General features: G+C 47.9%; 22 protein-coding genes. 11 read left to right on the forward strand and 11 right to left on the reverse strand.

The genetic code is table 11. The features are described from left to right. Positions 1-203: 203 nt before the first annotated feature. The 7 genes from BK120_RS15585 to BK120_RS15615 all read right to left on the reverse strand — a co-directional run bounded on the left by BK120_RS15585 (position 204) and on the right by BK120_RS15615 (position 11,112). The gene (locus tag BK120_RS15585; RefSeq protein ID WP_076268419.1) at positions 204-1,037 is read right to left on the reverse strand and encodes a carbohydrate ABC transporter permease; all 834 of its coding nucleotides are present in this window, start codon (positions 1,035-1,037) and stop codon (positions 204-206) included. After that, entirely contained in the window at positions 1,027-1,935 is a 909-nt protein-coding gene (locus BK120_RS15590; RefSeq protein ID WP_076268420.1) for a carbohydrate ABC transporter permease, read from the reverse strand. The genes BK120_RS15585 and BK120_RS15590 overlap by 11 nt, the downstream gene beginning before the upstream one ends. Positions 1,936-2,040: 105 nt before the next feature. Further along, positions 2,041-3,366 (reverse strand): ABC transporter substrate-binding protein, encoded by a 1,326-nt coding sequence (locus BK120_RS15595; RefSeq protein ID WP_076268421.1) that lies wholly within the window; start codon positions 3,364-3,366, stop codon positions 2,041-2,043. Between the two features lie 180 nt (positions 3,367-3,546). Further along, positions 3,547-6,789, reverse strand: a complete 3,243-nt coding sequence (locus BK120_RS15600) for a galactose-binding domain-containing protein (protein ID WP_076268422.1) — start codon at positions 6,787-6,789, stop codon at positions 3,547-3,549. Positions 6,790-7,065: 276 nt separating this feature from the next. Next, a complete protein-coding gene (locus BK120_RS15605) occupies positions 7,066-7,803 on the reverse strand; it encodes a response regulator transcription factor (RefSeq protein ID WP_076268423.1) in 738 nt (245 codons plus the stop codon). 11 nt (positions 7,804-7,814) lie between these two features. After that, positions 7,815-9,569, reverse strand: a complete 1,755-nt coding sequence (locus tag BK120_RS15610; RefSeq protein WP_076268424.1) for a cache domain-containing sensor histidine kinase — start codon at positions 9,567-9,569, stop codon at positions 7,815-7,817. Positions 9,570-9,756: 187 nt separating this feature from the next. Further along, on the reverse strand, positions 9,757-11,112 hold the full coding sequence (locus BK120_RS15615; RefSeq protein ID WP_076268425.1) for an FAD-dependent oxidoreductase: 1,356 nt from the start codon (positions 11,110-11,112) through the stop codon (positions 9,757-9,759). 156 nt (positions 11,113-11,268) lie between these two features. On the opposite strand from BK120_RS15615, the gene BK120_RS15620 reads away from it, so the two are divergent. Then, positions 11,269-12,297: a LacI family DNA-binding transcriptional regulator gene (locus tag BK120_RS15620; protein WP_076268426.1), complete on the forward strand. Its 1,029-nt coding sequence runs from the start codon at positions 11,269-11,271 to the stop codon at positions 12,295-12,297. 9 nt (positions 12,298-12,306) lie between these two features. Here BK120_RS15620 and BK120_RS15625 read toward each other — a convergent pair whose 3' ends face one another. Then, on the reverse strand, positions 12,307-13,098 hold the full coding sequence (locus BK120_RS15625) for a sugar phosphate isomerase/epimerase family protein (protein WP_256710909.1): 792 nt from the start codon (positions 13,096-13,098) through the stop codon (positions 12,307-12,309). Between the two features lie 140 nt (positions 13,099-13,238). Here BK120_RS15625 and BK120_RS15630 point away from each other — a divergent pair, with 140 nt between their 5' ends. Continuing rightward, positions 13,239-14,075 (forward strand): AraC family transcriptional regulator, encoded by an 837-nt coding sequence (locus BK120_RS15630; protein ID WP_076268427.1) that lies wholly within the window; start codon positions 13,239-13,241, stop codon positions 14,073-14,075. 38 nt (positions 14,076-14,113) lie between these two features. Here BK120_RS15630 and BK120_RS15635 read toward each other — a convergent pair whose 3' ends face one another. Continuing rightward, positions 14,114-14,977, reverse strand: coding sequence for a helix-turn-helix domain-containing protein (locus BK120_RS15635; RefSeq protein WP_076268428.1), 864 nt, complete (start codon positions 14,975-14,977; stop codon positions 14,114-14,116). Positions 14,978-15,118: 141 nt separating this feature from the next. On the opposite strand from BK120_RS15635, the gene BK120_RS15640 reads away from it, so the two are divergent. Beyond that, positions 15,119-16,234, forward strand: coding sequence for a glycoside hydrolase family 88 protein (locus BK120_RS15640; RefSeq protein ID WP_076268429.1), 1,116 nt, complete (start codon positions 15,119-15,121; stop codon positions 16,232-16,234). 123 nt (positions 16,235-16,357) lie between these two features. On the opposite strand, the gene BK120_RS15645 is transcribed toward BK120_RS15640, so the two are convergent. Next, positions 16,358-16,819, reverse strand: coding sequence for a cupin domain-containing protein (locus BK120_RS15645; protein ID WP_076268430.1), 462 nt, complete (start codon positions 16,817-16,819; stop codon positions 16,358-16,360). 211 nt (positions 16,820-17,030) lie between these two features. Between BK120_RS15645 and BK120_RS15650 the strand changes: the two genes are divergently transcribed. The 8 genes from BK120_RS15650 (at position 17,031) to BK120_RS15685 (ending at position 23,872) form a co-directional block, all read left to right on the forward strand. Continuing rightward, complete coding sequence (locus BK120_RS15650; RefSeq protein WP_076268431.1) at positions 17,031-17,393, forward strand: hypothetical protein; 363 nt, start codon at positions 17,031-17,033, stop codon at positions 17,391-17,393. 48 nt (positions 17,394-17,441) lie between these two features. Beyond that, on the forward strand, positions 17,442-17,933 hold the full coding sequence (locus BK120_RS15655) for a cation:proton antiporter regulatory subunit (protein ID WP_076268432.1): 492 nt from the start codon (positions 17,442-17,444) through the stop codon (positions 17,931-17,933). A gap of 2 nt (positions 17,934-17,935) precedes the next feature. Then, entirely contained in the window at positions 17,936-19,159 is a 1,224-nt protein-coding gene (locus BK120_RS15660; protein ID WP_076268433.1) for a cation:proton antiporter, read from the forward strand. A gap of 191 nt (positions 19,160-19,350) precedes the next feature. After that, on the forward strand, positions 19,351-20,025 hold the full coding sequence (locus BK120_RS15665; protein WP_076268628.1) for a response regulator transcription factor: 675 nt from the start codon (positions 19,351-19,353) through the stop codon (positions 20,023-20,025). 26 nt (positions 20,026-20,051) lie between these two features. Then, positions 20,052-21,410: a HAMP domain-containing sensor histidine kinase gene (locus BK120_RS15670; protein ID WP_076268434.1), complete on the forward strand. Its 1,359-nt coding sequence runs from the start codon at positions 20,052-20,054 to the stop codon at positions 21,408-21,410. Positions 21,411-21,493: 83 nt separating this feature from the next. Continuing rightward, the gene (locus BK120_RS15675) at positions 21,494-22,405 is read left to right on the forward strand and encodes an ATP-binding cassette domain-containing protein (RefSeq protein WP_076268435.1); all 912 of its coding nucleotides are present in this window, start codon (positions 21,494-21,496) and stop codon (positions 22,403-22,405) included. Continuing rightward, the gene (locus BK120_RS15680) at positions 22,402-23,130 is read left to right on the forward strand and encodes an ABC transporter permease (RefSeq protein WP_076268436.1); all 729 of its coding nucleotides are present in this window, start codon (positions 22,402-22,404) and stop codon (positions 23,128-23,130) included. The genes BK120_RS15675 and BK120_RS15680 overlap by 4 nt, the downstream gene beginning before the upstream one ends. Position 23,131: 1 nt before the next feature. Beyond that, positions 23,132-23,872, forward strand: coding sequence for an ABC transporter permease (locus BK120_RS15685; RefSeq protein WP_076268437.1), 741 nt, complete (start codon positions 23,132-23,134; stop codon positions 23,870-23,872). A gap of 347 nt (positions 23,873-24,219) precedes the next feature. Here BK120_RS15685 and trpS read toward each other — a convergent pair whose 3' ends face one another. Then, a complete protein-coding gene (gene trpS / locus BK120_RS15690) occupies positions 24,220-25,203 on the reverse strand; it encodes a tryptophan--tRNA ligase (protein ID WP_076268438.1) in 984 nt (327 codons plus the stop codon). Positions 25,204-25,339: the final 136 nt, after the last annotated feature.

A 25,339-nucleotide genomic window follows, 5' to 3' on the forward strand; every position in this document is an offset into this window, starting at 1 on the left:
TTTGGAATAATATTTGACAGAACCTATTAAAAAAAGCTCCAAAAGGAGCCTTATCATTACTCTTCTAGTTCACCAGTTTATTTATAATACCATGTTATCGACATAAAGGATTACTCTGTTAATAATTTACTTTTTTTCGTTTGGAAGTAGCTGCAAAAAAACAAACGTCAGTCCATTATTGGTCTGACGTATGTATGTGAATATTATTTCAAGCCCGTATTGGCAATGCCTTCAATAAACTTATTTTGAGCCAGGAAGAAAACAACCAGAATCGGGACAGTTGCTATGGTCGAAGCGGCAAGCAGCAGCGGCCAGTCCACGCCGGTATCCGTAGTCAGCAGCGATAAGCCGATCGGCAGCGTGAACAATTCCTTCGTATTTAAATAAATTAGCGGTTCAAAAAACTCATTCCAGCTATTCATGAATGTAAAGATGCTTACGGTTGCCAATGCGGGCGTGGCAATCGGGAGCATAATCGACCTGAACGTGCGCCACGGCGAACACCCGTCTACTTTGGCTGCTTCATCCAGTTCAATAGGAACTGTAATTAGAAACTGACGTACGAGAAATACGCCAAACATCCCTCCCGCTCCAAGCATTGGCGGAAGAATCAGAGGAATATGCGTATCGATGAATCCGAGTTTTGATATCCAGCTGAATAATGGAATGGCCGTAACTTCCGTAGGAATCATCATCCCGCTGAGCAGGAACAGAAAGATCGCGTTTTTGAATGGAAAGTGCAATCTGGCAAACGCATAGCCTGCCAATGCGGACAAGAAACAAGTGCCTGCCGTGACGAGCACCGCGATATATATACTATTAAAAAAGTAGAGATGAAACGGCATTTCCGTAAACACGCGAATATAATTGAACCATTCCCAAGCTTCGGGTATCCACTGGGGCGGAAATAGAAACACCTCGGAATCCGTCTTCAAGGATGTGCTGACCATCCAAAAAAAAGGGAACAACACGATGAAGGAAACGATTGTTAGAACCAGATAGGATGCAAGGTTGGATGTTATCTTTTTATTGTTCATAATGTACCCATCTCTTTCTCAGTTTCCACTGTATCAAAGTCAGAACCAGGATAATGCTGAACAAAATAAATGCCAGTGCCGATGCATAACCGAATTCGTAGGAGCGGAACGCTTGTTTGAATATGTAGAAGACCATCACGTACGTGCTAGTTCCCGGCCCTCCGCCTGTCATCACATAGATTTGTCCGAACACTTTAAGAGAACCGATAACGGTTATTATCGTTACCATGAATACGGCTGGCGTAATCATTGGCAATGTAATGGATTTAAAGGTTTCCCAGCGCGAAGCACCGTCAATTTTGGAAGCCTCGTAATAATCCTTCGGCACATCGTGCAGTGCAGCCAGGAAGATGACCATGTTCATACCCACGCCTTTGAGCGCACTGACCACTATAACGGTAGGCATCGTCCAAGTTTCCGAGAAAAGCCAGGCAATCTCCGTTCCGCCAAACGTTCGGATCAGCAGATTGACTAATCCGCCGTCCGTAGAGAAAATAAACTTCCATACGATCCCCCAAACCACGAGGGAAACGACTACCGGCGTAAAGATCGCGGTCCGAAACAAGCCGATGCCCCAGATTTTCCGTTTCAGTAGCATGGCCAGCAAAAGCGATAAAACAATGTTCAGCGGGACCAAGCCCGCCGAGAAATATACGGTATTCACGACCGTATCCCAGAAGACGGGATCATCGCGCATGGCGTAAATATAGTTATCTAAACCAATGTACGCTGTATTTCCAAATAACGACCAATTGGTAAAGCTCATCATGAAAGCGTACACGATCGGGCCAAACAGAAAGATTATATATCCTGCCACAATAGGCAGTATGAATAAATATCCCATCCACATTTCTTTTGATTTCAAAGATGCTAAACCCGCAGACTTACCTCCGGCCATTCGCGCCTACCTCCTGTTGTCAATATGACGCAACCCTCCCTATAATTTACGAGATCGCCCTATTGTTCATATGGCGATCTCGCAATGCTCCATCGTTCTGGAGGGTTATTTCAATAGTGGATTAATGCTGTCTTCCATCATTTTCAACGCTTGCTCGGTTGTCGTGGAACCGAGCAAAATCGCATCCATGTTTAATGTCACCTGCTCGTCAATCTTGACCCAGTTCGGATGAGAAGGCCGGATTGTACCTTCAGCCAACCGATCATACGCAGCCACTTTCATCGTTTCAACAGTCGGGAATGGGAACTTGTTAAGATACTCATCGGAGTACAGGACAGACTTTCTCTGCGGCACAAAAAACTGGGCTACTTTAGCTGCATTTTCCTTATTACTAATAAATTTTAAATATTCCAATGCTTCTTCCGGATACTCTGCGTCTTTGAAGATCGAATAGCCTCCAAAGCCGATAGGCACCGTGACGCCATGGTCACCTTTCGGAAGCGGAGCAATATCCCATTCGAAATCGACTTTGTCACGGTAAGCGCTTGTACGGGTAACGTTCTCAAACGCCATACCAAGCTTACCTGTATCGAAAGTTAACTGCTCGCCGATGCTTGGATGCGCTTTCTTATCGAGCAGCCCTTTAAAGAGATTGATCGCTTTGGCTGTCTCCGGCGTGTTCATAGCGAATTGCGTTGTGTCTTCGTTAAATATTTCGCCACCCATCGCCCAAATCAATGGAATCAGATTGTCGGACCAGTTGGAGGAACTTTGTATGAACTTCACGCCGTATACCCCTTCTTGCGGTTTGGAGATCGCTTCGGACGCTTTGACCATCTCATCGTAAGTCCAGTTGCCCTCTTCATAAAGCTGCATTGGCGACTTCAACCCATTCGCTTCAAACAGTTTTTTATTGTAGAAAACGACCTGAGGCGGCGTGGAGAATGGAATGCCGTAGAGTTTGCCGTCCTTTTCAAATGCAGTGAGCGTGGATGGTATTATATCACCGAACGCATAAGCCGCGTCCTCTTTCACGGACGAAATATCGAGCAGCTGGCCCCCATTCATAAATTGCGGAATCATGCGCTCTGAGATCCATACGATATCAGGCGAGGTTTTGGTCGCTGCCATGATCGCTAGTTTCTGCTGGTAGTCCGCCCATGGAATCACGGAAGTTTTGACTGTCACATTCGGATGAAGCTTCTTGTATTCCTCAGCAAGCTCGTCATACAACGCCACCTGGGCATCACTGCCCCAAACGGACATCTTAAGCTCGATAGGATCTTTTGACTCAGCAGCCGCTTCCGCACTCAGCGTATTGTTCGCTTTTTCCTTTGCGGCGCCATTATTGTTATTGCCTTTTCCTCCACATGCGCTCAGCAACCCGAGCAGCAATACCATTGACAGCAAGACAAACCCGTATTTTTTCATTTTTATGCCCCTCTCTACGTTTGTAATCGCTTTCTATCACTAGTATAGATCTGATGGCTTCCAGAAAAAATAACGCGAAATCGAGAAAAACTATGTAAATTCGAGTACTTTAATAGAACCAGCTTAATAACAGAACTTCGGCCTAAGCCCGCGTAACAAGGACTTAGGCCGAGATGGTTCCTAATCGTTGACGAAGCCAACAAACACCTCATTGATTCTGGCCATCATATCGTTCAAATTGCCGTTGCCCCATGACGGACGGACAAAATGGAAGCGCAATGCAGTCGTCACGATTGGGTTTTCCAAATTCAACGTCGTATACTGACCCAAAAAAGCATCCTGATCATTATCTCGGACTTCAGCTATCGTCTTCCACTCTCCGTCTTCCAAAATCTGCAGATCAAAATCTCTGACATGCCAGTTGGCCGAGCCTATAACCGGCACATGTCCGCTCCACAGCTTCACTTGGTTAATCGTTTGCTCCGTTGTCCAGTCCAGCATCAGATAAGGCGTTTGGGAGCCTTTTGATATCCACCTTGTTTCCAAGCTTCCGTCAAGCACTCTATCTTTTGTATTTGTACCCAGCGTGGAGTCGACCGTCAACTGCGCAGTAATCGCCAGATTATTGGTTACATTAAGAACGAGCTCTCCAGTGCGAGCAACGCCATCCAAGACGACAGTTGCCTGTAATGCTGCTTCTCCAGCTTGAATCGCAGTAACCACGCCCGTATGATCAATAGTCACTAGATCCGGCGTCAGACTTATGAAAGATATGTCCGCATTTTCTAACGAAACGTGAGATCCTGTATTGTATGTGCCGGTCACATGCAGTTGGGTAGTCATGCCCGGCACCAGCTGCGAACGATCCGCCTTTACCGCTACGGCGGCAAGTTCGACAGGAGGGTAAGTTTCAACCCGCAGGTAAGGCCTATAGCTGGAGTCTTGTCCATTATATAGCTGCGTCAGATAACCGGTTTGATCGGCATCCTGCGCAAAAGCAAGCGATATCGTACGATCGCCGTCCAGTCGTTCTTGCACGAGCACAGACGCATCGAATACATACCAGGCGTTCTCGCTGTTATTATTCAGTTGCACAGTCGAAAGCTTCTGGCCAAGCTCTGGCGGAGACTGGAACGTATTCCATTGCATGGTATCGCTGTCCCAGTCATTGCTATCCACTGCATAAAGAAAAGTTGCAGCTCCCGTCTCTCCAGCAGGGCTCTCAAGCGCTTGTCCATACACGTAGAGCCATGCGGTAGCCAGCTTTCCTTCAATGGAATTCAGATCAAATTGCAGATAGCTTCTCGCCGATTCGCTATCATCTCCGCCTTTAATTAGTAAAAGATCTGCAACCGGAGCGTTCTGAGCATTTTGCTGTACGCTTGCCGCCTTGGTTGCCGGCAGCAGTTCGGAAACCGCCACTTGATTCTCATAATCCGTCCCGGTATTTCCGCTGATCTCATTGCCGGAGAGAAGAATATTCGTGCCGTGCGAAATCTTAACGCCATTCGTATTCCCCGTAACATGATTATCCTGAATGACAATATTCTCAGGTATGCCTGCGCCGTTCCCGGCGTTGGTCGGATCGCCGTCGTCTTTCATTGCAATGATACCCCAGAAGTCGGAAGCCGTATTGTTTACGATCTGATTGCCCTTCACAATCGTTCCGGGCGCATTTTTCAGACGTATTCCCTGGCTCCCCGCGTTCGTAAATCCGGTAATGATATTATTCTCGATAATCGTATCAGGAGATCCCAAGTACACCTGTACCCCATACCGTTTCACATTCTCGATTAAATTGTTATGAATGTAATTGCCTGGTCCAGCGGCATCATGCGTAGCGCCCGGATTGCCGACGCCGACAGCCGCTTCGCCGCCGCCAACGATATGATTGCCGCTTACTTCATTCATATACTCGTCTTCTCCGTGGAAATCGATAGCGTCTAATGCCGAGTTCAAGTAGTAGTTGTTTTCAATGAGATTGTTATGCGTGTAAGAATGCGCCATCGTTCCGTGACGCAGATAGGGACCGATAAACTCGTTGTTGCGAACGACATTGAAACGAGAGTCGTCCTCTCTGCCGAGCCGGCTTTCCTTGGATTTGCCTTCGATGGAAACGCCATATCCGTTTCCGCCCTCGGCTAAGTTCGTCGCATTGCGAAAAAGCGAATTTTCCACAATAACATCATGACTGTTCGTAATGACAACGCCGATCCGTTGAAACTTCTCGATCGTCAGTCCGTCCAGCGTAATGTTATATGACGGTTTGCCGGAAGCGGCGGTAATCATGATCACCTGCTTAGGTCCGCCCCGTTCGGGATTCGCAACCGACGTATTCGTTGAATAATTCAAGTCCCAGCTGGACGTAATTGTCATGTTGCTGATCTTAATATTGTTTTGTCCGGCCATGCGGAATACGATGCCTTCAACCGTAGCATATTCTTCCTGTTCATTAGCATGGTCGGAGACAAGCAGAACGCCATCCTGGCTCTCGCCGCGCATCTGCACGCCGGATTTCATAATGAAATGGGTAACTCCGTCCATATCGGTGCTCGTTAGCTGATAGTGTCCGTTCGGAAGATACACTTCGTCCCCAAGCTTCGCTGCAGCCAGTGCAGCCCGGATAGCTTGCGCGTCATCTATTCCGTTATCGGCAGGATCGGCGCCGAAGTCCAGGACATTATACGTAGAGCCGGTCACTGTCTGAGCCTCATGCGGTACATGCGGTGTGCCATCCGCATAATAGAGACCAGCTTTGGTCGGAATTGGGGAATCCGGATCCGGTCCCGTTGGCGGAATCTCCACATCCCTTAATATAAATCCGTCCACATGGGGAGGGTAAACCTGAATTTCTGAAATGCTTGTCCATTCGCTTGCTCCGCGCCCGACAACCCGTACATAACGGGCGGTGACGGATTCAAAACCAAAGGCCTCAACCTGGATCGTAGTGCCGCTGCTATCGCCGCTGTATACGCGGCTCCAGTTGGTCTGGTCGTTCGAAACCTCGATAGCAATGGTCTTGCTGCGATTGTCTCCCCGGTAGAAAGCGACTCCCAGATAAGAAATCAGCTGTTCCGAGCCCAGATCCAGTTCGATCCATTGCCCGTCATCATACGCCGACCACCTTGTCTGAATATCACCGTCAATGGCATATTCCGGAATATTGGAATCGCTGCCGCTGGCCCGATAACCCGCGATCGTCAGCGGGGTTGCACTCGTCGTCTCCATGACGTGAACAACGAATGATGGTTCCGCCTCAACACTGTAATCGTCCGAAGCGCCGTTCTCGAAATCCTCCAATACAATTCGGTTGGCAGACTCCGCTTCGGCTTCGGCCTGCACGCGGCTCGAGCCCATCAAACCCGTAAACAGCATACTCAGGATTAATAATAACACTGTAGATCTTTTTGTAAGACTAGTCATTATCCACCACATCCTTTCTTTCATGTCATTTCATTAGCTCTTCTCTTGCGGTCTTATTGTAAACGCTTCCAACAAAAACCAGCCCAAGCTTCCTCTTACACCTCCCGAATATCCGAATGTAATCATTCTGTCGCAATAGATGAAGTCTCTGCACCAATTGGGAGCGCTTAACAATAAGTATACAAGTCAGCCTGTCAGTGAAAAACAATGCATTTTCGAGAAAAACTACGATATTCATAGCATCTGTTTTGTTTTGTGCTCAATGATCTGACCGGCCTAACTCAGCGGCCTTTTTCTATATTCGGTAGGCTTCGCTCCGCAATGCTGCCGAAACACGGCCATAAAGTGATTGGCGCTGGCATAGCCGCAAAGGTTGGCGACCTCGTAAATTTTCAGATGTGTATGGGTCAGCAGCTCCTTGGCTTTACTCATCCGGCAGGCCGTCACATAATCAGAATAGTTTTGTCCGGTTTTCACTTTAAACAATGTGGATAAATATTGATGATTCAAATGCACCTGCTCCGCGATGAATGGAAGTGAAACATCCTGATCCAGACAAGAGACGACCAGTTCCTTCACTCTTCGAATTGTCAGATCTTCATGGGCTGCTTCGGCGTTAGGCATCTCTACCGCCCGCTCGCGGTCCAGCCGCGCTTTCAAATTCAATAGAAAATGGGAAAGCTCAATCCGGTCCACCGGCTTCAGGATGTAATCCGACGCATTGTGACGCATCGCCGCCTTGGCATAAGTGAAATCCTCATAACCGCTGATGATTAATACAGGAAGGCTCGGATACAATCCCCGGACATGCCGCAATAACTCGATTCCGTTCATCTGGGGCATACGGATATCCGTAATCAGCAAATCCACCGATTGCATTCTGAGAAGCTCCAGCGCAGCGAAACCGTGTTCCGCTTCTGCGGTTACCCTGTAACTGCCGATCACTTCCTCGATCATTATTTTCAACCCTTCCTGAATTTTCTTCTCGTCTTCTACCAGCATCACATTGTACATTCCATTTCCCCCTATCGTAATGGCAGCCGAATTCTCCATTGTGTTCCGGAAGCCTCATCGCTCTCCACGCTTAAGCCGTATTCCGCGCCATAAAGCAGTTGAATGCGATGGTGAATATTTTTGATGGCATAACCTTTAAGCGTATCTCCAAACTTTGGACGGCTGCCGTCCCGCTCCGGCTTGCACAACATCTGATGGCGAACCGCCAATAAACGTTGCGGCGGCATCCCCACCCCATTATCCTGTACAGTCAGGAGTAAGTCCTGATCCAGAACGGATGCCCTGATCGTTATCGTTAATCCGCTATTGCCCATTCCGTGCTCCAATGCATTCTCAACCAGCGGCTGAAGCAGCAGCTTTGGTACAAGACAAGATTCGAAGGAAGGATCCACATACATTTCCGAACTCAGCTTCTCGCCATGCCTGGATAACTGAATTTGCAAATAAGCGTTAACGAACCGTATCTCCTCCTTCAATTGCACCGGTCGTTCCTGTTTGTCAACCGTGTATCTCAGCATTCTCCCCAAACTGGCAACAATGTCGCTGATTTCGAGATTTCTCTCCTTCAGCGCCTGCATGCTGACCAACTCCAACGTGTTGTACAGAAAATGTGGATTAATCTGGCTTTGCAGAGCCGACAGCTCGGCTTCGCGTTCGCGCAGTTTCGTTTCATATACCTCCTTGACCAGCCGCTCCACTTCCGTCACCATCAGATTGAAACCCTGGGCCAATTGCCCGATTTCATCGCGATTCATCAAGCTCAAATCTGCCCGTTCGCTGAAAGCCCCGTCCTTTACCCGCCGCATGCGCGATTGAAGATAACGGATCGGCCTGACCAGCCGCTCTGACGTGAAAATCGCAAACAAATAGGCAATGATAAGCGATATGGCTGAAATGAGAACCGTAAATCCGACGATTTCCTTGCCGCCCCGTTGCAAATCAGCCATCGGGATAAGTCCGTGAATATTCACTTTCGTTGATTTGGAGTGCATGGTTGTGTACAGATAAGTCTGACCGTTCCAATCTATCGTTCCGTCCCCCGGACCATTATCCGGGAAATTAACCGGTTTATCCGGAAATAACAGCTCGCCGTTATCCTTTGTCAAGTAAAACTGGCTGTTTTCGCTGAGCCATACTTCTGACAATAACGCCTCGAGCTCTTTCATGTTAAAATCAATTTTGACGACCCCAATGCTTTGGCCCGTTGCAGGGTGATTCAACGCTCTGGCAGCGGAAATAACCCGTTCCGATCGTTTGTAATAAGTCGTCTCGTGAGGTTCGATAATGACAAGCCTACCTTCCGCATCCAGCACCTCCTGCATCCAGCTATTCCCTTTCTCGTTCCAATAGCGCTGCGTCAGTTTTTCTTGGACGCTGTACATAATGCCGTCGCGGGTGAAAAAGATCATTCGTTCAATTCCGGGCTGATCCAATGTGAGCGAAGCCGCTACTCTTGCCATTTTGGTAATTTCCGCCGACGGAATAAGCTTCTCCTCGCCTGGTTCTTCATAACTGTGCTTCTCCAGAATCCGCAGCACGTCTTCGTTATACAAGGGAGCCACAGTTATTCTGTCCGCGTCTTTTATCGTATTTTCCAAATTAATTTTCACTTGATTCATAATTTGCATGGAGTACGCCCTGGAGTTTTTTTCGGTTTCCTCCGCAAATTTATTGTAAGTGCTGATTCCACTTATCAGGAATGGAATGGTGATAAGCAGAACGAACATGGTAATAAATTTGGCTCGTATCGAAATATACCGCTTCATTCACCCATTCCCCCTGACAGATTCTAAACGCACACATGTACTATCTCATGGTAAAAAAGGCCGCTCATCCGGTAGAATGTTTGTTTTCCAACAAACTTCCGATACGAGGCGACCTTATGAGAAAGTCTACCATGGCCCAATTATTACTTCAATTGAATTTAGCCGTTATCTCGCTGGCGGATGCGCGCTATACAGTCTGCCCACTGCGCAGCAGCGCGCCGTTATGAATTAGACGCTCCTGCAGTTGTCCAATGTCGATTTTTCCCGGTGATATCCCCTGCTCCCATGCCATTGCTGCCGCCGTACCCGCAGCCTGTCCCGTCGCCATGCAGCTAGGTGTCAGACGCGTCGTTGCCAGTGCCTCATGCGTCGTCGAGATGCAGCGGCCTGCTACGAGCAGATTGTCAATCCGCTTCGGCAGCAAACAGCGGTAAGGAATATCGTACGCCCCGTCGCCCTGTACCCATGCGGCCTGTACGCCCTTGCCGGACGGATCGTGAATGTCGATGGGATAGCCGCTTCGTGCAATGCAATCATCGAACGCGCGTCCTTCTACAACATCCTGTACCTGGAGTGAATAGCAGCCGTCTATTCTGCGGCTTTCACGTATGCCGATTTGCGCTCCGACCGAAGAAATGGAAGCGTTCTCGAAGCCTGGCAAGCAGCGGGTCATGAAATCCGCGACCATGCGCACCTGCTTCCTGCCCTGCACTTCTCCTTCCGTCAAATCCTCCAATTCAGTTCCGTCCAGCCCTTGAACACGAGTCGTATTGACAAGCACTTCGTCCGGCCCCGGACCTGTGAAAAAAAGGACCTGGTCTCTGTTAATGGGCAGATCAGCCTCCTTCCAATGCTTGAAGTAACCCAATACGCCGGACAATGGCAGTTCCTCCAGCTCATCGAAAGGCGTCTTCTTGTAAAACTCGTCCGGATGGTCGATCATATACCGTTTAACTCTCGCCAGGTCAACGCCTCTCATTCGGAACTTCATCGTCATCGGCTGCGTCAATTTATCGCTGTCGCGTCCTTGCAAGCACGGCGCACCTGAAAGATAGGCCAGATCGGCGTCCCCTGTCGCATCGATGAACTGCTTCGCCGAAATTTCGTACTTCCCGGACTTAGTAGCGAGTCGTACCGTTTCAATGAGGCCTTCCCCGGTCTGCACTTCGTCCATGAAGCTGTGCAGCAGCACCTTCACGCCCGCCTCGCGCAGCATATCAATAATTAACACCTTATACACTTCAGGATCATAAGGGGTGATCGTCTTTACAAAGCCTACCGTATCACGAACGTGTCCGGGCGATGCTCCCTCGGCCATCAAGCGGTCTACAATTTCCTGCGCCGTTCCGGCAATGACCTGTTTGCCATCCATCGTGTGAAAGGTCATCCATGGATAGACCAGAGCTGCAGTCGACATGCCGCCAAGAAAACCGTATCGTTCAATCAGCAGCGTTCGTGCCCCGCTTCTTCCAGCTGCCAGCGCCGCATTGATCCCCGCCGGCCCTCCGCCGCATACCACAATATCGGTCTCTATTTTTCTCATGCTTAACCCCTCCTCTGAAAGTACTCTCATTATAGGAGCGGGGGGGACTTCTAAAGTAGTTTAACTTTAGTTTAAAATAGAACTGTCGAGCGTTAGCGTGGACGATAGCTTTACGTACGCATCCCCTAACCAAACGGAGAAAAGAGGAAGGCGGTTTTGAAATTGGGAACTCGTAAATCGATTACTCTGCACGATCTTTCCAAAGAACTTGGTCTTTCGATTCAGACCCTATCCAAGGCGCTGAGCGGACGAGCCGGCATGTCCGAGGAAACGCGGAGCCGCATTATTCGAACAGCCTTCGTACGCGGCTATTTGACTGTATTTCAGGCACGTGAGATGGTCAGCCGCGGCATCACGCCCTATCCTACCTTCCAGTTTCGATTTGTATTGATACAATCCCGGCAATCTATGAATTACAACGTATTGTTGACAGAGGGGATAAGAGAGAGGCTCGATCAATTGGAGCATCGACTGGATAGTTATGTGCTGGATGAGGATGTGCCGGATCACGCATTCTCGGACTGGATGGAGCAGCGCAATTTGCCGACGGCCGACGGTCTGTTCATCGCGCCCCGACTACTCTCGGACTCCACGGAGCGCAAGCTGTTCGAGCTGCCTTTACCCAAGGTGCTGATTAATTATCCGAGACCGCTTTCCCGAATCGACAGCGTAATCTGGGATGTGTTCGAAGCCGTCTGCATGGCCGTGGACCGACTCGCGCAGCTTGGCCATACCCGTATTATGTACGTAGGAGATATTCACAGCCAGCGGGGGTATACAAGAAGGTGGCAGGCGTTTGAGGAAATGATGGGTGAGCTTCAGTTGGATCATAAAGCAGATCTGCATATAACGGACGTTTGGGACGAGTGCATGCTGATTAACAAGCTGCGCATCAGCCAACCAACAGCAATCATTGCCGGCATCGATGAAGATATCGTAAGGCTGTACGACAGCCTTACCTCCCTCGGCTATCGCATCCCGGAGGACATCTCCCTAGTCGGCTTGGCCAACGGACCGGTGGCGGCGCTACCGCATTTAAGCCGCCCCCAGCTTCTGATCAAGGAGACCGGATATAAAGCGGCTGACAAAATGCTGTGGCGCCTCGCCAACAATGGCGAGCCTTGCGAGCATATCCGTATTGCCGGCCCTTTCCATAACGGGCAAACCATCCGGCGCTTCAGCTGAGAAGCGCCGTTATCGTTTGATGTTCGGACGAGCATTAGGTTGCAGATTTGACATTAAATGATATAGATTGGTAAAGCTAGTTTGCACGCAGCTCATCGGTGCTGTTCTGCAAACATCCTGTTCTACTACGTACCACTCGACTCCATTCTCCTCTCCCCAGCGAATAATCGGTTCGAATTCAATCGATCCTGTACCGATTTCCGCGAATGCCTGCTCACCGTCTGCGGTCATATCCTTCATATGGATAATCGGCATTCTGTCCGCGTAGGGCTTGAAGAATGATGCAGGCTCAAAACCGCCCTTCTGAAGCCAATATACATCCAGCTCTGCAAGGATTTCATTGTCTACACCAGGCTCAAGCAAGTACGAAAGCGCATCCTGCCCCTCTATCACCGTTTCAAATTCAAAAGCATGATTGTGATAGCTGATTCGGAAGCCTTCACCCTTCAGCTGCTTCGCAATACCGTTTAAATCTTTCTTCAGTTGTTTGTATCCGCCTTCGTTTCGCAGCTCAGCGGGAATACTCGGGCAAATAATATCCCTTGTGCCAAACAGCCTGGCGTCCGAGACCACTTTGCTTGTGTTCGCAACAATGTCATGGAAACCAACATGCATGCCTGCGGTCTTCAATCCAACTTCGTCCAAAACCGCTTTGAGTTCCTGTGGGTCATAGCCTTGAAAGCCCGCAAACTGTACGCCGCCATAGCCAATTTGACTTATTTTACGAAGAACTCCCGGGAAATCTGCAAGGCATTCCTCGCGAAGCGTATACAATTGAACCGCAATCTTATCCTTCAACAAACTATCATCTCCCTTCACTTCATTAATCCCCAGTATAGTGACAACTGATTTAGAAGTGAATATCCGATTCTCTGCTTGTTGACTTATTTTGCAATATTTATGATAGTAGAAATAGTTTACTCACTTGGAGGTGGCAGCAAATGATGGACGCATCGTGGATCGATTGCCTGTTGATCGGCTATTCTCATCATACTTCTCCATTCACCGGCTCCTTGCAAAAAGGCACATACGACAATCGCTTGCTCCTGCGCTTCCAGGTAAAAGGGACATGCCGTGTCGAGATTAATGATGAGACATATGTCGTACAGCCCGGTGATCTAATCATCCGCAAGCCAGGGGAATACTACCGATTAGTGGTTGAGGCCGATAAAGACACTGAAGATTCTCAGCCAATTGAGAGTGCCGATTACTACTTATCCTGCAGCGGAGTATGGGCTCAGCAGTGGTGCATCAGAAATGATTTTCCAAGCAAGGTTCATCTGGATACAGCGGAAGACTTCTTGGCATTGTGGAGAAAACTGATTTATGAGAAGCGGAATATTCATGGGGATAATGCGGAAATGATGGACGCTTTGATCAAAGTTTTATGTCTAACTATCGAGAGGTATGTAAAGATGGCGGCGGCCTCCAGACCGGAGCTCAACATTCCTTACAAAATGAAGCAGTATTTGGAGAAGCATGCTACCGATCCGCTGAAGCTGACCCATATCGCCGAACGTTATGGCATCAGCGTATCGACAGCCTCCCACTTGTTCAAGCAAGCGTTCGGGCAATCTCCAATGCGTTATGTCATTGAGATCAGGCTGTCTATTGCCTCGGAGAGAATTCTATATAGTGACATGAAACTGGAAGATATCGCCGAAGCCGCCGGGTTTCACAGCTATCCTTATTTTAGCCGCGCCTTCCGGAATCATTTTCACACCAGTCCCAGCAAATACCGCGTTCGGAACCAGCTTCGCAAGGCAGAGAATCCTTAATTGGAACGAAGCATCTATTCTATTACCGCTGCTCCCCGCTACAGCCTAAGGCGGTATTGATGCGGAGATACGCCCATAATCCGTTTGAACAGGCTAATAAAATAAGAGGTGCTCGTAAACCCTACCTGCTCGCCGATCACTTCTACGGATTTGTTCGTCGTTTGAAGCAGACTGCAAGCCTGCTGCATTCTGCGGGCTGTCAAATAACCGGTAATGCTGCTACCCGTCTCTTGCCGAAACAGCCGGGACAAATAAGATTTTGACATATGAAGCTCGTCCGCAAGCAACTCAAGCTGAAAGGGCTCCCCGTAATGATTTTCAATCCATGCCATAACACGTTCCGATTGGCGAATCGGCTTCATATATTCATCCTGCTTGGGCCCCGGAATAACCTTTCGTTTAATTAACGACAACACCTTTAACAAATAAAGCGCGCTCTGTTCTTCTTGGCTGCTGGCGGAGGAAGCGAGTAGGCCATTCTGGAATGCGGAGCAAGCGGCATTCAACTCTTCATTGCAATCGATCATATCTATGCCCTGCAAAGCGATAAGCCCTTGAAGCATTCGTTTATAGACGTCATAAAGAGCCGGAAACGTTCTTAAGTAGCCCTTCATAACTACAGGGTCGAAATGAAAGACGCTGCGTTCATATGGCCGGCTTTCATCCACTTCCACATAAACATTATGCAGCTGATAGGGCTCGAAATAAAACAGCATGCCTGGCTTAAGCTCGTACGTCTTCTGATTAACGGTAACCATGCCGTGTCCCTGATGCACAGCCAGCACCTCGAAACCCCTATGAAAGTGGTAGTACCCCTCGAAATCTTGCTGCGACCAGTTGCGATATGACCAAAGAAAAGACAGTCCCCCATAGTCCATTTCCTGAAACAGCGTCCCCTTCACTGACTGCACCCCTTCATTTCAACAAGTCAACAGAACAACATTTTTAATCATTGTAGCGTAACTTTGTCCATTTGTCAGAGACTATAATGATAGCAAGCAGCTTAACCACAATCATGGGTCAACGAGGAGGCTTACTACAAAATGAATCAGGCATACAAAGAAAAAATATTGGTGCAATTAACCGAAAAGGTAGAGCACATGATAAACCAAATTGGAGATAAAACGCCTCATGCGGCAAAAACCAACGGCATCTATGACAACACAGACGATAACTGGTGGACGTCCGGCTTCTGGCCCGGCATGCTCTGGGTTATGCATGATGTAACAGGGAAAGAGTCATTCAAAGCAGCTGCTTGGGAATGGGACGCCAAGCTGGAGCGCTGCTTCTGCGAGCATCCGGTACAATTGCATCACGATGTCGGCTTTCAGTTTCTGCCGACTGCTGTTATCAAATACGAATTAACGGGCGATCAGGAAGGTCTGCGAATCGGTTTGGAGGCGGCAAACTTCCTAGCGGGCCGCTTCAACGTGAATGGCGAGTTTATTCGTGCGTGGAACGTGCAAGAGGCTCTCGGCTGGGCCATTGTTGATTGCATGATGAATATCCCCCTATTGTTCTGGGCAAGTCGCACGACAGGCGACCCTCGTTACAAGCATATCGCGATACGTCACGCGGATACCTTCCTCCGTTACGCCATTCGCGAGGACGGCTCGGTATGTCATATTTTATCTTTTGATCCGGAGACGGGCGCGTTTATAGAACCGCTGGGCGGTCAAGGCTTTTCCAGCTCTTCGGCGTGGAGCCGAGGCAATGCCTGGGCACTTTATGGCCTCGCGATTGCTTACCGATGCACCGGGCTTGAGCGTTATTTGCATGCAGCGAAGCGGGTAGCGCATTACTTTGTCGCCGCCCTGCCGGAAGACTATGTGCCGTATTGGGATTTTCGCGTAGAAAACATAGAAAATGAGCCGCGCGATACTTCCGCTGCCGCCATCGCAGCATCCGGTCTGCTTGAACTTACCGAGCTGGTTCCATTCGCGGAACGCCGGATCTATAACGCGGCTGCCGAGAGAATCCTGTACTCACTAAGCGTGAATTATGCGACCTGGGACAATCCGGACCATGAAGCAATTCTTCTCCAAGGCACCGGACATAAGCCTGAAAACGCCAACATCAACGTATCACTTATTTACGGAGACTACTACTTCGTAGAGGCATTCGCCAAACTTAACGGCTGGAGCCACCGAATCTTTTAGCCAGCCTCGTTCCTTTGGTCATAGCAGGCCACGTACGAAGCTTCTTAATTGCAAAATAAGAGCCATCCGGGAAAGAAACTTTACTCCTCGGATGGCTCTTCAACATTTATTTAATGATCGTAATTATCGCTTAATGAGCTGGAAATCATCATAATGAAAACCCGGAGCAACGACACATGAAACAAGTACAGGCTCGTCCCCTAGCAGGTGGGACATTTGCCATTCGTTAGCCGGCACTAATGCTTGCGGCTGATGACCTGCCAGCACATCAGGTCCAACAATAATTTCTTTTCTAGTTTCCGGCGCATCTTCGGTACCGCCAAGCGTAAGCATTAATGGACTGCCCGAATGCCACATCCACAGCTCGTCTGAATAAACCTTATGCCAATCTGAAAACTCACCTGGATGAAGCATAAAATAAATTGATGATGCTGCGAAGCGTGGTCCTGAATAAGGAGCTCCAAGCACCTCCTGCGGTATTGTGAAACCAGCCTTCCAAATTTCCTTGTACCAGCCACCCTCGATATGCTCCTTCAAACCAAGCGTTTGTACGAGCGGTGACAATTGTTTCACTTCTGCTCCCATCCATTTCAACCTTCTTTCTCTCTTTTTCGTTCTATTCGCCTTAAAAAAATCGTTTACTTATTTTATAACGCTTATGGTTTATCGTCAATTTATTAAACAGCTGGGAATAGAGGGCAATAACCAATTTTTCTTTGTTAATATGTAACATCGCCTTTTTAATTTTCAATTTATAAGTTATACTTATATTAACGAAATCTTTGGAGGTGGACAGATGAACAATGGCGTACATGATTTCAGCCCTATTAGCCGCAAGCATTTAATGAACTTGTTCCTTATTGTTCCGCTGCTGCTCGCAGCGCTGTTCGCCTACCAAGCAGGCAATATGTTTGAGTTAACAGCTGGTGCAAGCCGCATTACTGCGGCAGCCAAATATGCGACGTCAACCGTACGCAAACAGAGCACCACTGCCACAACATTTTTACCTGAAAACGCACTCGTTGCCGCCTATATGCATGCTCTCATGCTTATCTATTGGCGTTCCACAACCCTATCCGCACTCGTCACTACTTATCGACAGAGATTGCGCGATCTGCTCATGACTCCGATTAAATTCACTTCTCATTTCGTTGGTTAATCCTCTCATTTTGTTCGTATACTAACAACAAATGAGGAGGCATACACAATGAATATTAGAGAATCCGATCTGCCCGGCATTGGCCGAAAGTACCAAGTTATGGCGAGGAGCGGCGATAAGTTTGTCATTATTATTCATGATGACGGACGCCGTGAGATGTATCACTTTGACTATGAGGATCCAGACGATAGCATTTCCATGGTTACCCTAGAGGATGAAGAAGCAAGACAAGTCGCTGCCATCATTGGCGGTATGACCTACAAGCCGAAAGCGCTTGAAACGATTGAAGTTGCACTTGATGATCTAACGATTGAGTGGTACAAGATTGAACCAAATGCTGCATGCATTGGCAGAACGATCGGTCAGGCCGATATTCGCCAAACGACTGGAGCGACCATTATCGCTGCGGTTGAGAAGGAAGAAAAACATATTAATCCCGGCCCCGACTATATATTCAAAGCGGATACTACCCTCATTGTTGCAGGTGAACGCCAGCATCTGAAGCTTCTTAAGCTGATGCTGCAAAATGGGAGCCGTTAATTATGGATCACATGGTGCTGGAGATCGGTCTTGCTGTTATACTCATCGCCTTAGTCGGGCTGTTAGCTGCAAAAATTCGGTTTTCCGTCATCCCGTTTTATATATTAATCGGCATGGCCGTAGGTCCACATGCTCCGCACGTAGGCATACTGGACTTTAGGTTTATTCATAGTGCAGAACTAATTGAATTCATGGGGCGGCTAGGCGTGCTGTTCCTCCTGTTCTATTTAGGTCTGGAGTTTTCTGTGGGTCGATTAATGAAATCGGGTCGCTCAATAGCGGTAGGCGGAACGATCTATATTCTAATCAACTTTTCACTTGGCTTATTATTTGGCTGGATCAACGACTTCCCTGTAGCGGAAACCATGGTCATCGCCGGCATTACAACGATCTCATCGAGCGCTATCGTCGCGAAGGTGCTCGTCGATTTAAAGAGGACTGCCAACCCGGAGACAGAAATGATTCTCGGCATCATTATGTTCGAGGATATCTTCCTTGCTGTATATATTTCCGTGCTCTCCGGACTCGTGCTCAGTGATTCATCGTCTTTAGGCGGAGTACTCCTGTCTGCTTCCTATGCATTAGGATTCATGCTGCTCTTCTTGATTATCGGCAGGAAGGCTGCACCGCTTCTGAACAAAATTCTCAATATTCGCTCGAATGAGCTGTTTCTGCTGCTCGTATTCGGCTTCTTGTTCCTCGTAGCAGGCTTCTCCGAAACGATTCACGTAGCTGAGGCGATCGGTGCTTTGCTTGTAGGCTTAGTACTAGCTGAGACTGTTCACATGAAGCGGATTGAGCATATGATTTTGCCTTTCCGTGACTTCTTCGGTGCTTTATTTTTCTTTAGCTTCGGACTGACCATCGACCCATTCGCACTTGGCGGAGCCGTATGGCTGTCACTTGGTGCGGTTGCCGTTACACTATTCGGCAACTTCTTGGCAGGCATGTTAGCCGGTAAAAGTGCTGGCTTAACGCCGAAGGCATCGGCTAATATAGGTTTGACCATCGTATCTCGCGGCGAGTTCTCCATCATTATGGCGAACCTCGGCAAAGCAGGCGGCTTGCTTGAGCTCCTGCAGCCATTCGCTGCCTTGTATGTACTCATTCTGGCGATATTGGGACCACTTCTGACTAAGGAGTCGAAGTGGGTATTCAAAGTATTAAACAAAGTATTTAGGTGGGAAAAAGGAAAGAAAGCACGGGAGCCTGGAAGCAAGGGCTGACCACGCAATGAATAGAAAGGGATCTAGCCGTTGTCGGCTAGGTCCCTTTCTTTATTTTCAAATAAATTCCTATTGCTTATCTACATCAAACGCTGCTTATGGTATGCATTCCGCCAAGCTCTGCCGTATAATCGAAGCAGACCAGTTAAAATAAGGAATCAAAATGAATGAACGAAAGGAAATTTATAAAAATGACGGCATCACTGCTATATATTGAAGATGATATCGAAATCGGAAGCTTTGTCTCACAGCATTTGCAAGAGCAAGGCTATAAGGTTGAATGGTTAAAAAACGGCGAGCATGCACTCGAGGCCGCTGCAGGCTGCAGACTCGTCATCCTAGACGTTATGCTGCCGGGACTCGATGGTTTTACTATTGGACAACGGCTGAAAAAAGCAGCGCCGGATGTCCCGATTCTTATGCTTTCAGCGCGCACCTCCATCGATGATAAGCTACAAGGGCTGCAGTTCGCTGACGACTACCTCACCAAGCCATTCCATCCCGACGAGCTGACCGCACGCATCGAAGTGCTCCTTCGCAGGTCAGGCGCACGGCTTGCAGAACCTTTGGCTATTAAGCATCTGCTTGTCTATGAGCAGCAAAACCGGGTGGAAAACCGCGAGACCGGGGAAGAAATTATGCTGACAGGCAAACAGTTTCACATTTTCAGCTATCTACTGCGCCATTTGGGACAATTGCTTACGAAAGAGCAAATCTATGAGGCCGTATGGGGAGAATCTTTTATTGATGGAGATAAAACGTTGATGGTTCATATCCGCTATTTGAGGGAAAAAATCGAGCGAAACCCCGCTGCTCCTGAAATTATTGAGACGGTACGCGGCATTGGCTATCGGGTGCGCGCATGAAGAAGTCCAAACCACACACGGGAGGCATGAAGTTTCGCCAAACCTTGTTATCTCGCTACCTGCTTATCATTTTGTTTGCTTTTCTGTTTATTCCAATCATATTTCCGGTAGCTTCTATTCTTTATATGCTTATTCAAGAAAATACGCAAACCGCTAATATGGACTATTTAAAGTATGGCAGCGGAAAAGAATTAACCACAATATGGCATAATCAGGCTGCTGAATTAACAGAGAAGGATCCCGCTCAAATCGACAAAAGATTGCGCGAGCTAAAACAAACTTACCCCGAGGCTTCCCTCTTCTGGGTTGACTCTGCTGGATCAACAAGGCTGCAGCTTCCTGTACAAGAGCAGCTTCCAAACAAGTGGACGCCTGCCAGCTCCATTCAATTTATGAAAGCAAGCATCGACAGCGATCCCTTTACGGTCGTGTCCTTCCTTGGAGCGGACCATAAGGAACCTGGGTTTATGGTAATGCAGCTGCAGCGCTCCATCATTCAGCTCGATAAGCCGATCGGTTCAGGCACACCCTTTTATTTGGCGTTTCTATTTATTATGTTCGCCTTCTTCTTCTTGATATCGCTGCTGTTCTTCCGGCACATTCGCAAACGTCTGCTCAGTCTGCAATCAGCGATGACGCTGCATGGCGACAACGGTCTTCCGATGCCGATCCTTATTAACAAAAATGATGAGATCGGGCAGCTGGAGACAGCTTTTAATGAGATGGTTGAACAGCTTAAGGAGAGCAAGGAGCGCGAGCGTGCAGAGGAGGAGCTTCGCAAGCAGCTCATCGCCAGCCTGTCGCATGATCTGAGGACGCCCTTAACCGTCATGAACAGCCATTTGTATTCGCTGCATAAGGAACCGTTAAGTTTGAATGCTCAAACAGCTGTGAAGCAAATGGAGCAAAAAATAACCAGCTTAGACAGTCTCATTGAAAACTTACTTTCCTACACGCTCATGACAAGCGGACGATATCCACTTAAGCTGGAGCCACTGGATCTGCTGCGATTAGTTCGTGAAAGCGCCGCGTCTTGGTACCCTCTTTGGGAACAGGAAGGAATCGTCGCTGATGTGGAGCTGCCTGATGGCACTATGCTTCGTGTTGTCGATAAGGCAGGTTTCCGCCGCGTGCTGGATAATTTATTTCAAAATGTGACGAGGCATGCGAACGGCGGCAAATACATCGGCATTACCGTTGAGTATTACCAAGGCCAATCTGCGCTCATTATTCGCGATCATGGCAACGGGCTAGAGACTGCTCCGATGGGCAAAGGTGCAGGCATTGGGCTAGCCATTGTCGATTATCTTCTGAAAGAAATGAAGCTCGAATGGCATAGGGATACCCAAGCTAGTGGAACGACCATATACATTTATTCAAATTGATTTTATTTTTTTAAACAAAATTTAAACTTGGGGAGCCCTTCGTTTAACCTTCACCCGTTAATGTAAGTACTGAGGTGATTAACGTGAATGAATGGGTAATCGAAACGAAAGGACTAAGCAAACGTTATAAAGGGCGTTATGCGGTGTCCAATCTAAATTTGAAAATTGCAAAAGGAGATATATATGGCTTTCTTGGGCCGAATGGCGCTGGTAAAACGACGACAATCCGCATGCTGCTCGGATTAATCCAGCCCTCGGGCGGATCGGTCCATATTTTTGGGAAGTCATTGAATAAGGAAAGGTTATCCATATTACGCCGGGTCGGCTCGCTCGTCGAATACCCTTCGTATTATGGTCATTTAAGCGCCGTCGACAACCTCGAAGCTATTCGCCGCATACTCGGTGCTCCTGTCTCCAAAATTGCTGAAGTGCTCGACATCGTTGGACTGACCAAGGAAGCGCGGCGTCCAGTGAAAGGCTTCTCGCTTGGAATGAAGCAGCGACTAGGTATCGCAAGCGCATTGCTTGGCAGCCCGGAGCTGCTGCTGCTCGACGAGCCGACAAATGGACTAGATCCATCCGGCATATTGGAAATTCGTGAATTAATTAAAGAAATGCCTAAGCAGCATGGCATTACCGTCCTTATATCCAGCCATTTGTTAAGCGAGGTTGAGCTTACAGCAGGAACCGTCGGTATTATTCGTCAGGGGGAGCTTGTCTTCCAAGATACGATCAGCCATTTGCATGCACAGGCACAAGGCACAATATCGCTGGTCGTGTCTGAGCCAGAGCTAGCACTTGCTGCCTTGCAGCGGCAAGGTGTGGGCGCTGTACAAAATGGTTCCGCCATTATGCTGGAGCATACCGATAACCCTGCACTTGCACGCATTATCAAAAATCTCGTAGAGCGAGATCACTCTATCTACCGTGTCGAGGAGAAACGCAAATCACTGGAGGATCTCTTCCTGCAAATTGTCGGGGAGGGTAAGCTATGATGCTCAAAGCACTTTCAGCTGATTTTTTGAAAATACGCGGCAAAGGGCTATGGTTTCTTATCTTTATTGGTCCTATCGGATTGATTGCTATGCAAGCTCTTAATTACGGACTTCGATATGATTATTTAACGAACAAATATGCAGGAAGACTCTGGGAGGTCTTGCTTCAGGACATCCAAATGTTTGTTCCAATCTCGCTATTCCTTGGAGTGACACTTGTCTCTTCCCTGCTAGCAAATATCGAACATAACACAAATGCGTGGAAGCAGCTGCTCGCCCTTCCTATTTCCAAGGGTGCCGTGTTCCGCTCCAAATTTGCATTAAGCTTCTTGTTGCTGCTCTCGTCATGTGTTTTGCTGGCAATAGGTACCGCTGCGCTCGGTTTATCTTTGCGATTCGGGCTTAAAGAGATGCCAGTAATCGATATTTTGCGGCTTTGCTTCCTGCCGTTTATCGCATCGCTCCCGGCGCTTGCGCTGTTTGTATGGCTTTGCATGACCATGAAAAATCAAGCCATTCCTATTACGTTTGGCGTATTGATCGCAATCAGCTCCATATTCACAGGCCTGATTTCAAAGGATTGGTCAAAGCTGCTGCCCTTAAACTGGCCAATGCTAGGTTATATGGACCCCCAGCGAGAGCTATTCGTAGGTGGAGGCTTTCTGCTCGGATGCATCCTTCTACTTGTTGGAGCCTTTCATTTCATCAAAAAGGATGTGAATTGAAATGATGGGTTTCCTACGTTTAGTCGCTGCGGAACGGATTAAGTTATTCAAAACGTTTATTTGGATACTCATCCCGCTCAGCTCGCTGCTGTCACTTGCTCTTGGCATGTTAATATCGTTTGATTCGCCGGATGCGTCCGCTCAATATGCCCTGCTCATTGCTTCGATGGCTTCGTTCCACGCCATGCTGTTCTTACCAATATTAACGGGCATTCTGTCCGCTTTCGTATGCAGATATGAGCATGTAGGAGGAGGGTGGAAGCAGCTGCTAACGCTGCCTGTGTCTAGAATCGGACTCTACTTCGCCAAATTTAGCGTAGTCGCCGTACTCCTAGCCATAACGCAGCTGCTGTTTCTAGGAGCAGTTATTATTGCAGCGACCTATCAAGGCATCGACGGCCCGCTTCCATGGGCGATGCTCCTGAAAGGAGTTGGCAGCGGCTGGCTTGCCTGCCTCCCGCTTGCCGCGCTTCAACTGCTCGTATCTGTAAGCTGGAGCAGCTTTGCCGCTCCACTCGTCATTAATGTGATGCTTACGCTGCCTAATATGCTTATCGTTAATTCTGAACGCTTCGCTCCCTTCTACCCATGGGCACAACCAATGCTGGCGATGCTAAGCTTCGAAGGCGACAATTTCGGCGCTTTTGCGCTCCCTTTAGAAAACTTGCTCATTACGATAACGAGCAGCTTTGTTTTGTTTTTTGCAATTGGTCTCCTTTATTTTACTCGCAAAGAAGTGTAAGGGGCTTAGATACAAACGAAAAACGGTCAATCCCACTGCTGAGGCGGGATTGACCGTTTTTTATTACTGTATTCAATCAACTCATTCTGTACGGCGTCCTGCCTTATTGGCTTCTAGAATACCAAACTAACAGGAATTTCTCCCGCTATCATTCGCTCTTTTCCGATAAAAACCAAGTTAACGGGAAATTCTCCCGCTAAACCAGGCAATATTTTAGGAAACAGCCCATTTCCATTGATTTAACGGTACAAATTCCTTCTAATTCAGCATATACGGGCATAATCGCAAAATTAGCTGGAGATTTTCCTGTTCATTATGATTTCTACCTGCAATCCCAGCTTGCTTGGTTAAAAGGTTATGAATCCCATCGCACGCTTCGCTTTAAGAAGCGTTATTTGAGCCGTTTCCGAGGCTCTCATCGCTCCTTCTTTAAGGATACGGATCAGCTCGTCTGAATCGATAATATCTGTATATCTCTCTTGTATAGGTACTAGCTTCTCGACGACGACCTCGGCTAAATCCTTCTTAAACCCGCCATATCCTTGGCCCTCGTAACGCCTTTCAATCGTCTCGGTGGACTCTCCTGAGAACACCGCATAGATCTCGATCAAATTGCTGACCGCAGGTTTATTGTCCCAATCATATCGCACAGACATTTCTGAATCGGTAACAGCTCTTGCGAGCTTTTTACGAATATCAGCTGGCGAGTCAAGTAGCAGCACGTAGCTATTTTTATTTGGGTTGCTCTTGCTCATTTTTTTAGTTGGATCATCAAGCCCCATAATACGGGAGCCAATAGTGGGGATGATTGGTTCAGGAATTACAAATGTTTTTTCAAAACGACTATTAAATCGCGCAGCTAAATCTCTAGTCATCTCTAAATGCTGCTTCTGATCCTCCCCGACAGGTACATGGGTCGCTTGATAAAGGAGAATGTCCGCTGCCATCAAGGCAGGGTACGTAAACAAAGCAGAGCTGACAGAATCTTTCCCATCTGATTTCTCTTTGAACTGCGTCATTCTGCTCAGCTCTCCAAAGTGAACCTGAGTCTCCATTATCCATCCCAGCTCAACATGCGCAGGCACATGCGATTGTATAAAAATCGTCGCTTTTTTAGGATCAATTCCAGCAGCAATATAAAATGCGGCAATGTCCTTTGAACGCTGAAATAATTCTTTCGGGTCCTGAGGAACAGTCACCGCATGAAGATCCGGCACAAAGAAAAAGCATTCAAAGTCATGCTGCATTTTCACAAATTGATGCAAGGCACCTCCATAACCGCCTATATTAAGCTCCCCACTTGGTTTTATTCCTGAAAGGATACGTTTCATGTTACTTCCTCCTTATTTGCGGCTAATCATTATTGGAGATGTTCTTGCTCCAAGCGCATCGTGAGGTCGGTACTACAAAAGATAGAACTATTGCGATATTCGGTATAACGTTATGCTTTAGGGGTACAGAGCTTCC

Source organism: Paenibacillus sp. FSL A5-0031 (assembly GCF_001956295.1).
Lineage (GTDB): Bacteria > Bacillota > Bacilli > Paenibacillales > Paenibacillaceae > Pristimantibacillus.

Excerpts from the sequence above, each read along its gene's own strand:
- BK120_RS15585 (WP_076268419.1), bottom strand. The coding sequence starts at position 1,037 with ATGAACAATAAAAAGATAACATCCAACCTTGCATCCTATCTGGTTCTA.
- BK120_RS15590 (WP_076268420.1), bottom strand. The coding sequence starts at position 1,935 with ATGGCCGGAGGTAAGTCTGCGGGTTTAGCATCTTTGAAATCAAAAGAA.
- BK120_RS15595 (WP_076268421.1), bottom strand. The coding sequence starts at position 3,366 with ATGAAAAAATACGGGTTTGTCTTGCTGTCAATGGTATTGCTGCTCGGG.
- BK120_RS15600 (WP_076268422.1), bottom strand. The coding sequence starts at position 6,789 with ATGACTAGTCTTACAAAAAGATCTACAGTGTTATTATTAATCCTGAGT.
- BK120_RS15605 (WP_076268423.1), bottom strand. The coding sequence starts at position 7,803 with ATGTACAATGTGATGCTGGTAGAAGACGAGAAGAAAATTCAGGAAGGG.
- BK120_RS15610 (WP_076268424.1), bottom strand. The coding sequence starts at position 9,569 with ATGAAGCGGTATATTTCGATACGAGCCAAATTTATTACCATGTTCGTT.
- BK120_RS15615 (WP_076268425.1), bottom strand. The coding sequence starts at position 11,112 with ATGAGAAAAATAGAGACCGATATTGTGGTATGCGGCGGAGGGCCGGCG.
- BK120_RS15630 (WP_076268427.1), top strand. The coding sequence starts at position 13,239 with ATGATGGACGCATCGTGGATCGATTGCCTGTTGATCGGCTATTCTCAT.
- BK120_RS15640 (WP_076268429.1), top strand. The coding sequence starts at position 15,119 with ATGAATCAGGCATACAAAGAAAAAATATTGGTGCAATTAACCGAAAAG.
- BK120_RS15645 (WP_076268430.1), bottom strand. The coding sequence starts at position 16,819 with ATGGGAGCAGAAGTGAAACAATTGTCACCGCTCGTACAAACGCTTGGT.
- BK120_RS15650 (WP_076268431.1), top strand. The coding sequence starts at position 17,031 with ATGAACAATGGCGTACATGATTTCAGCCCTATTAGCCGCAAGCATTTA.
- BK120_RS15655 (WP_076268432.1), top strand. The coding sequence starts at position 17,442 with ATGAATATTAGAGAATCCGATCTGCCCGGCATTGGCCGAAAGTACCAA.
- BK120_RS15660 (WP_076268433.1), top strand. The coding sequence starts at position 17,936 with ATGGATCACATGGTGCTGGAGATCGGTCTTGCTGTTATACTCATCGCC.
- BK120_RS15665 (WP_076268628.1), top strand. The coding sequence starts at position 19,351 with ATGACGGCATCACTGCTATATATTGAAGATGATATCGAAATCGGAAGC.
- BK120_RS15670 (WP_076268434.1), top strand. The coding sequence starts at position 20,052 with ATGAAGTTTCGCCAAACCTTGTTATCTCGCTACCTGCTTATCATTTTG.
- BK120_RS15680 (WP_076268436.1), top strand. The coding sequence starts at position 22,402 with ATGATGCTCAAAGCACTTTCAGCTGATTTTTTGAAAATACGCGGCAAA.
- BK120_RS15685 (WP_076268437.1), top strand. The coding sequence starts at position 23,132 with ATGATGGGTTTCCTACGTTTAGTCGCTGCGGAACGGATTAAGTTATTC.
- trpS (WP_076268438.1), bottom strand. The coding sequence starts at position 25,203 with ATGAAACGTATCCTTTCAGGAATAAAACCAAGTGGGGAGCTTAATATA.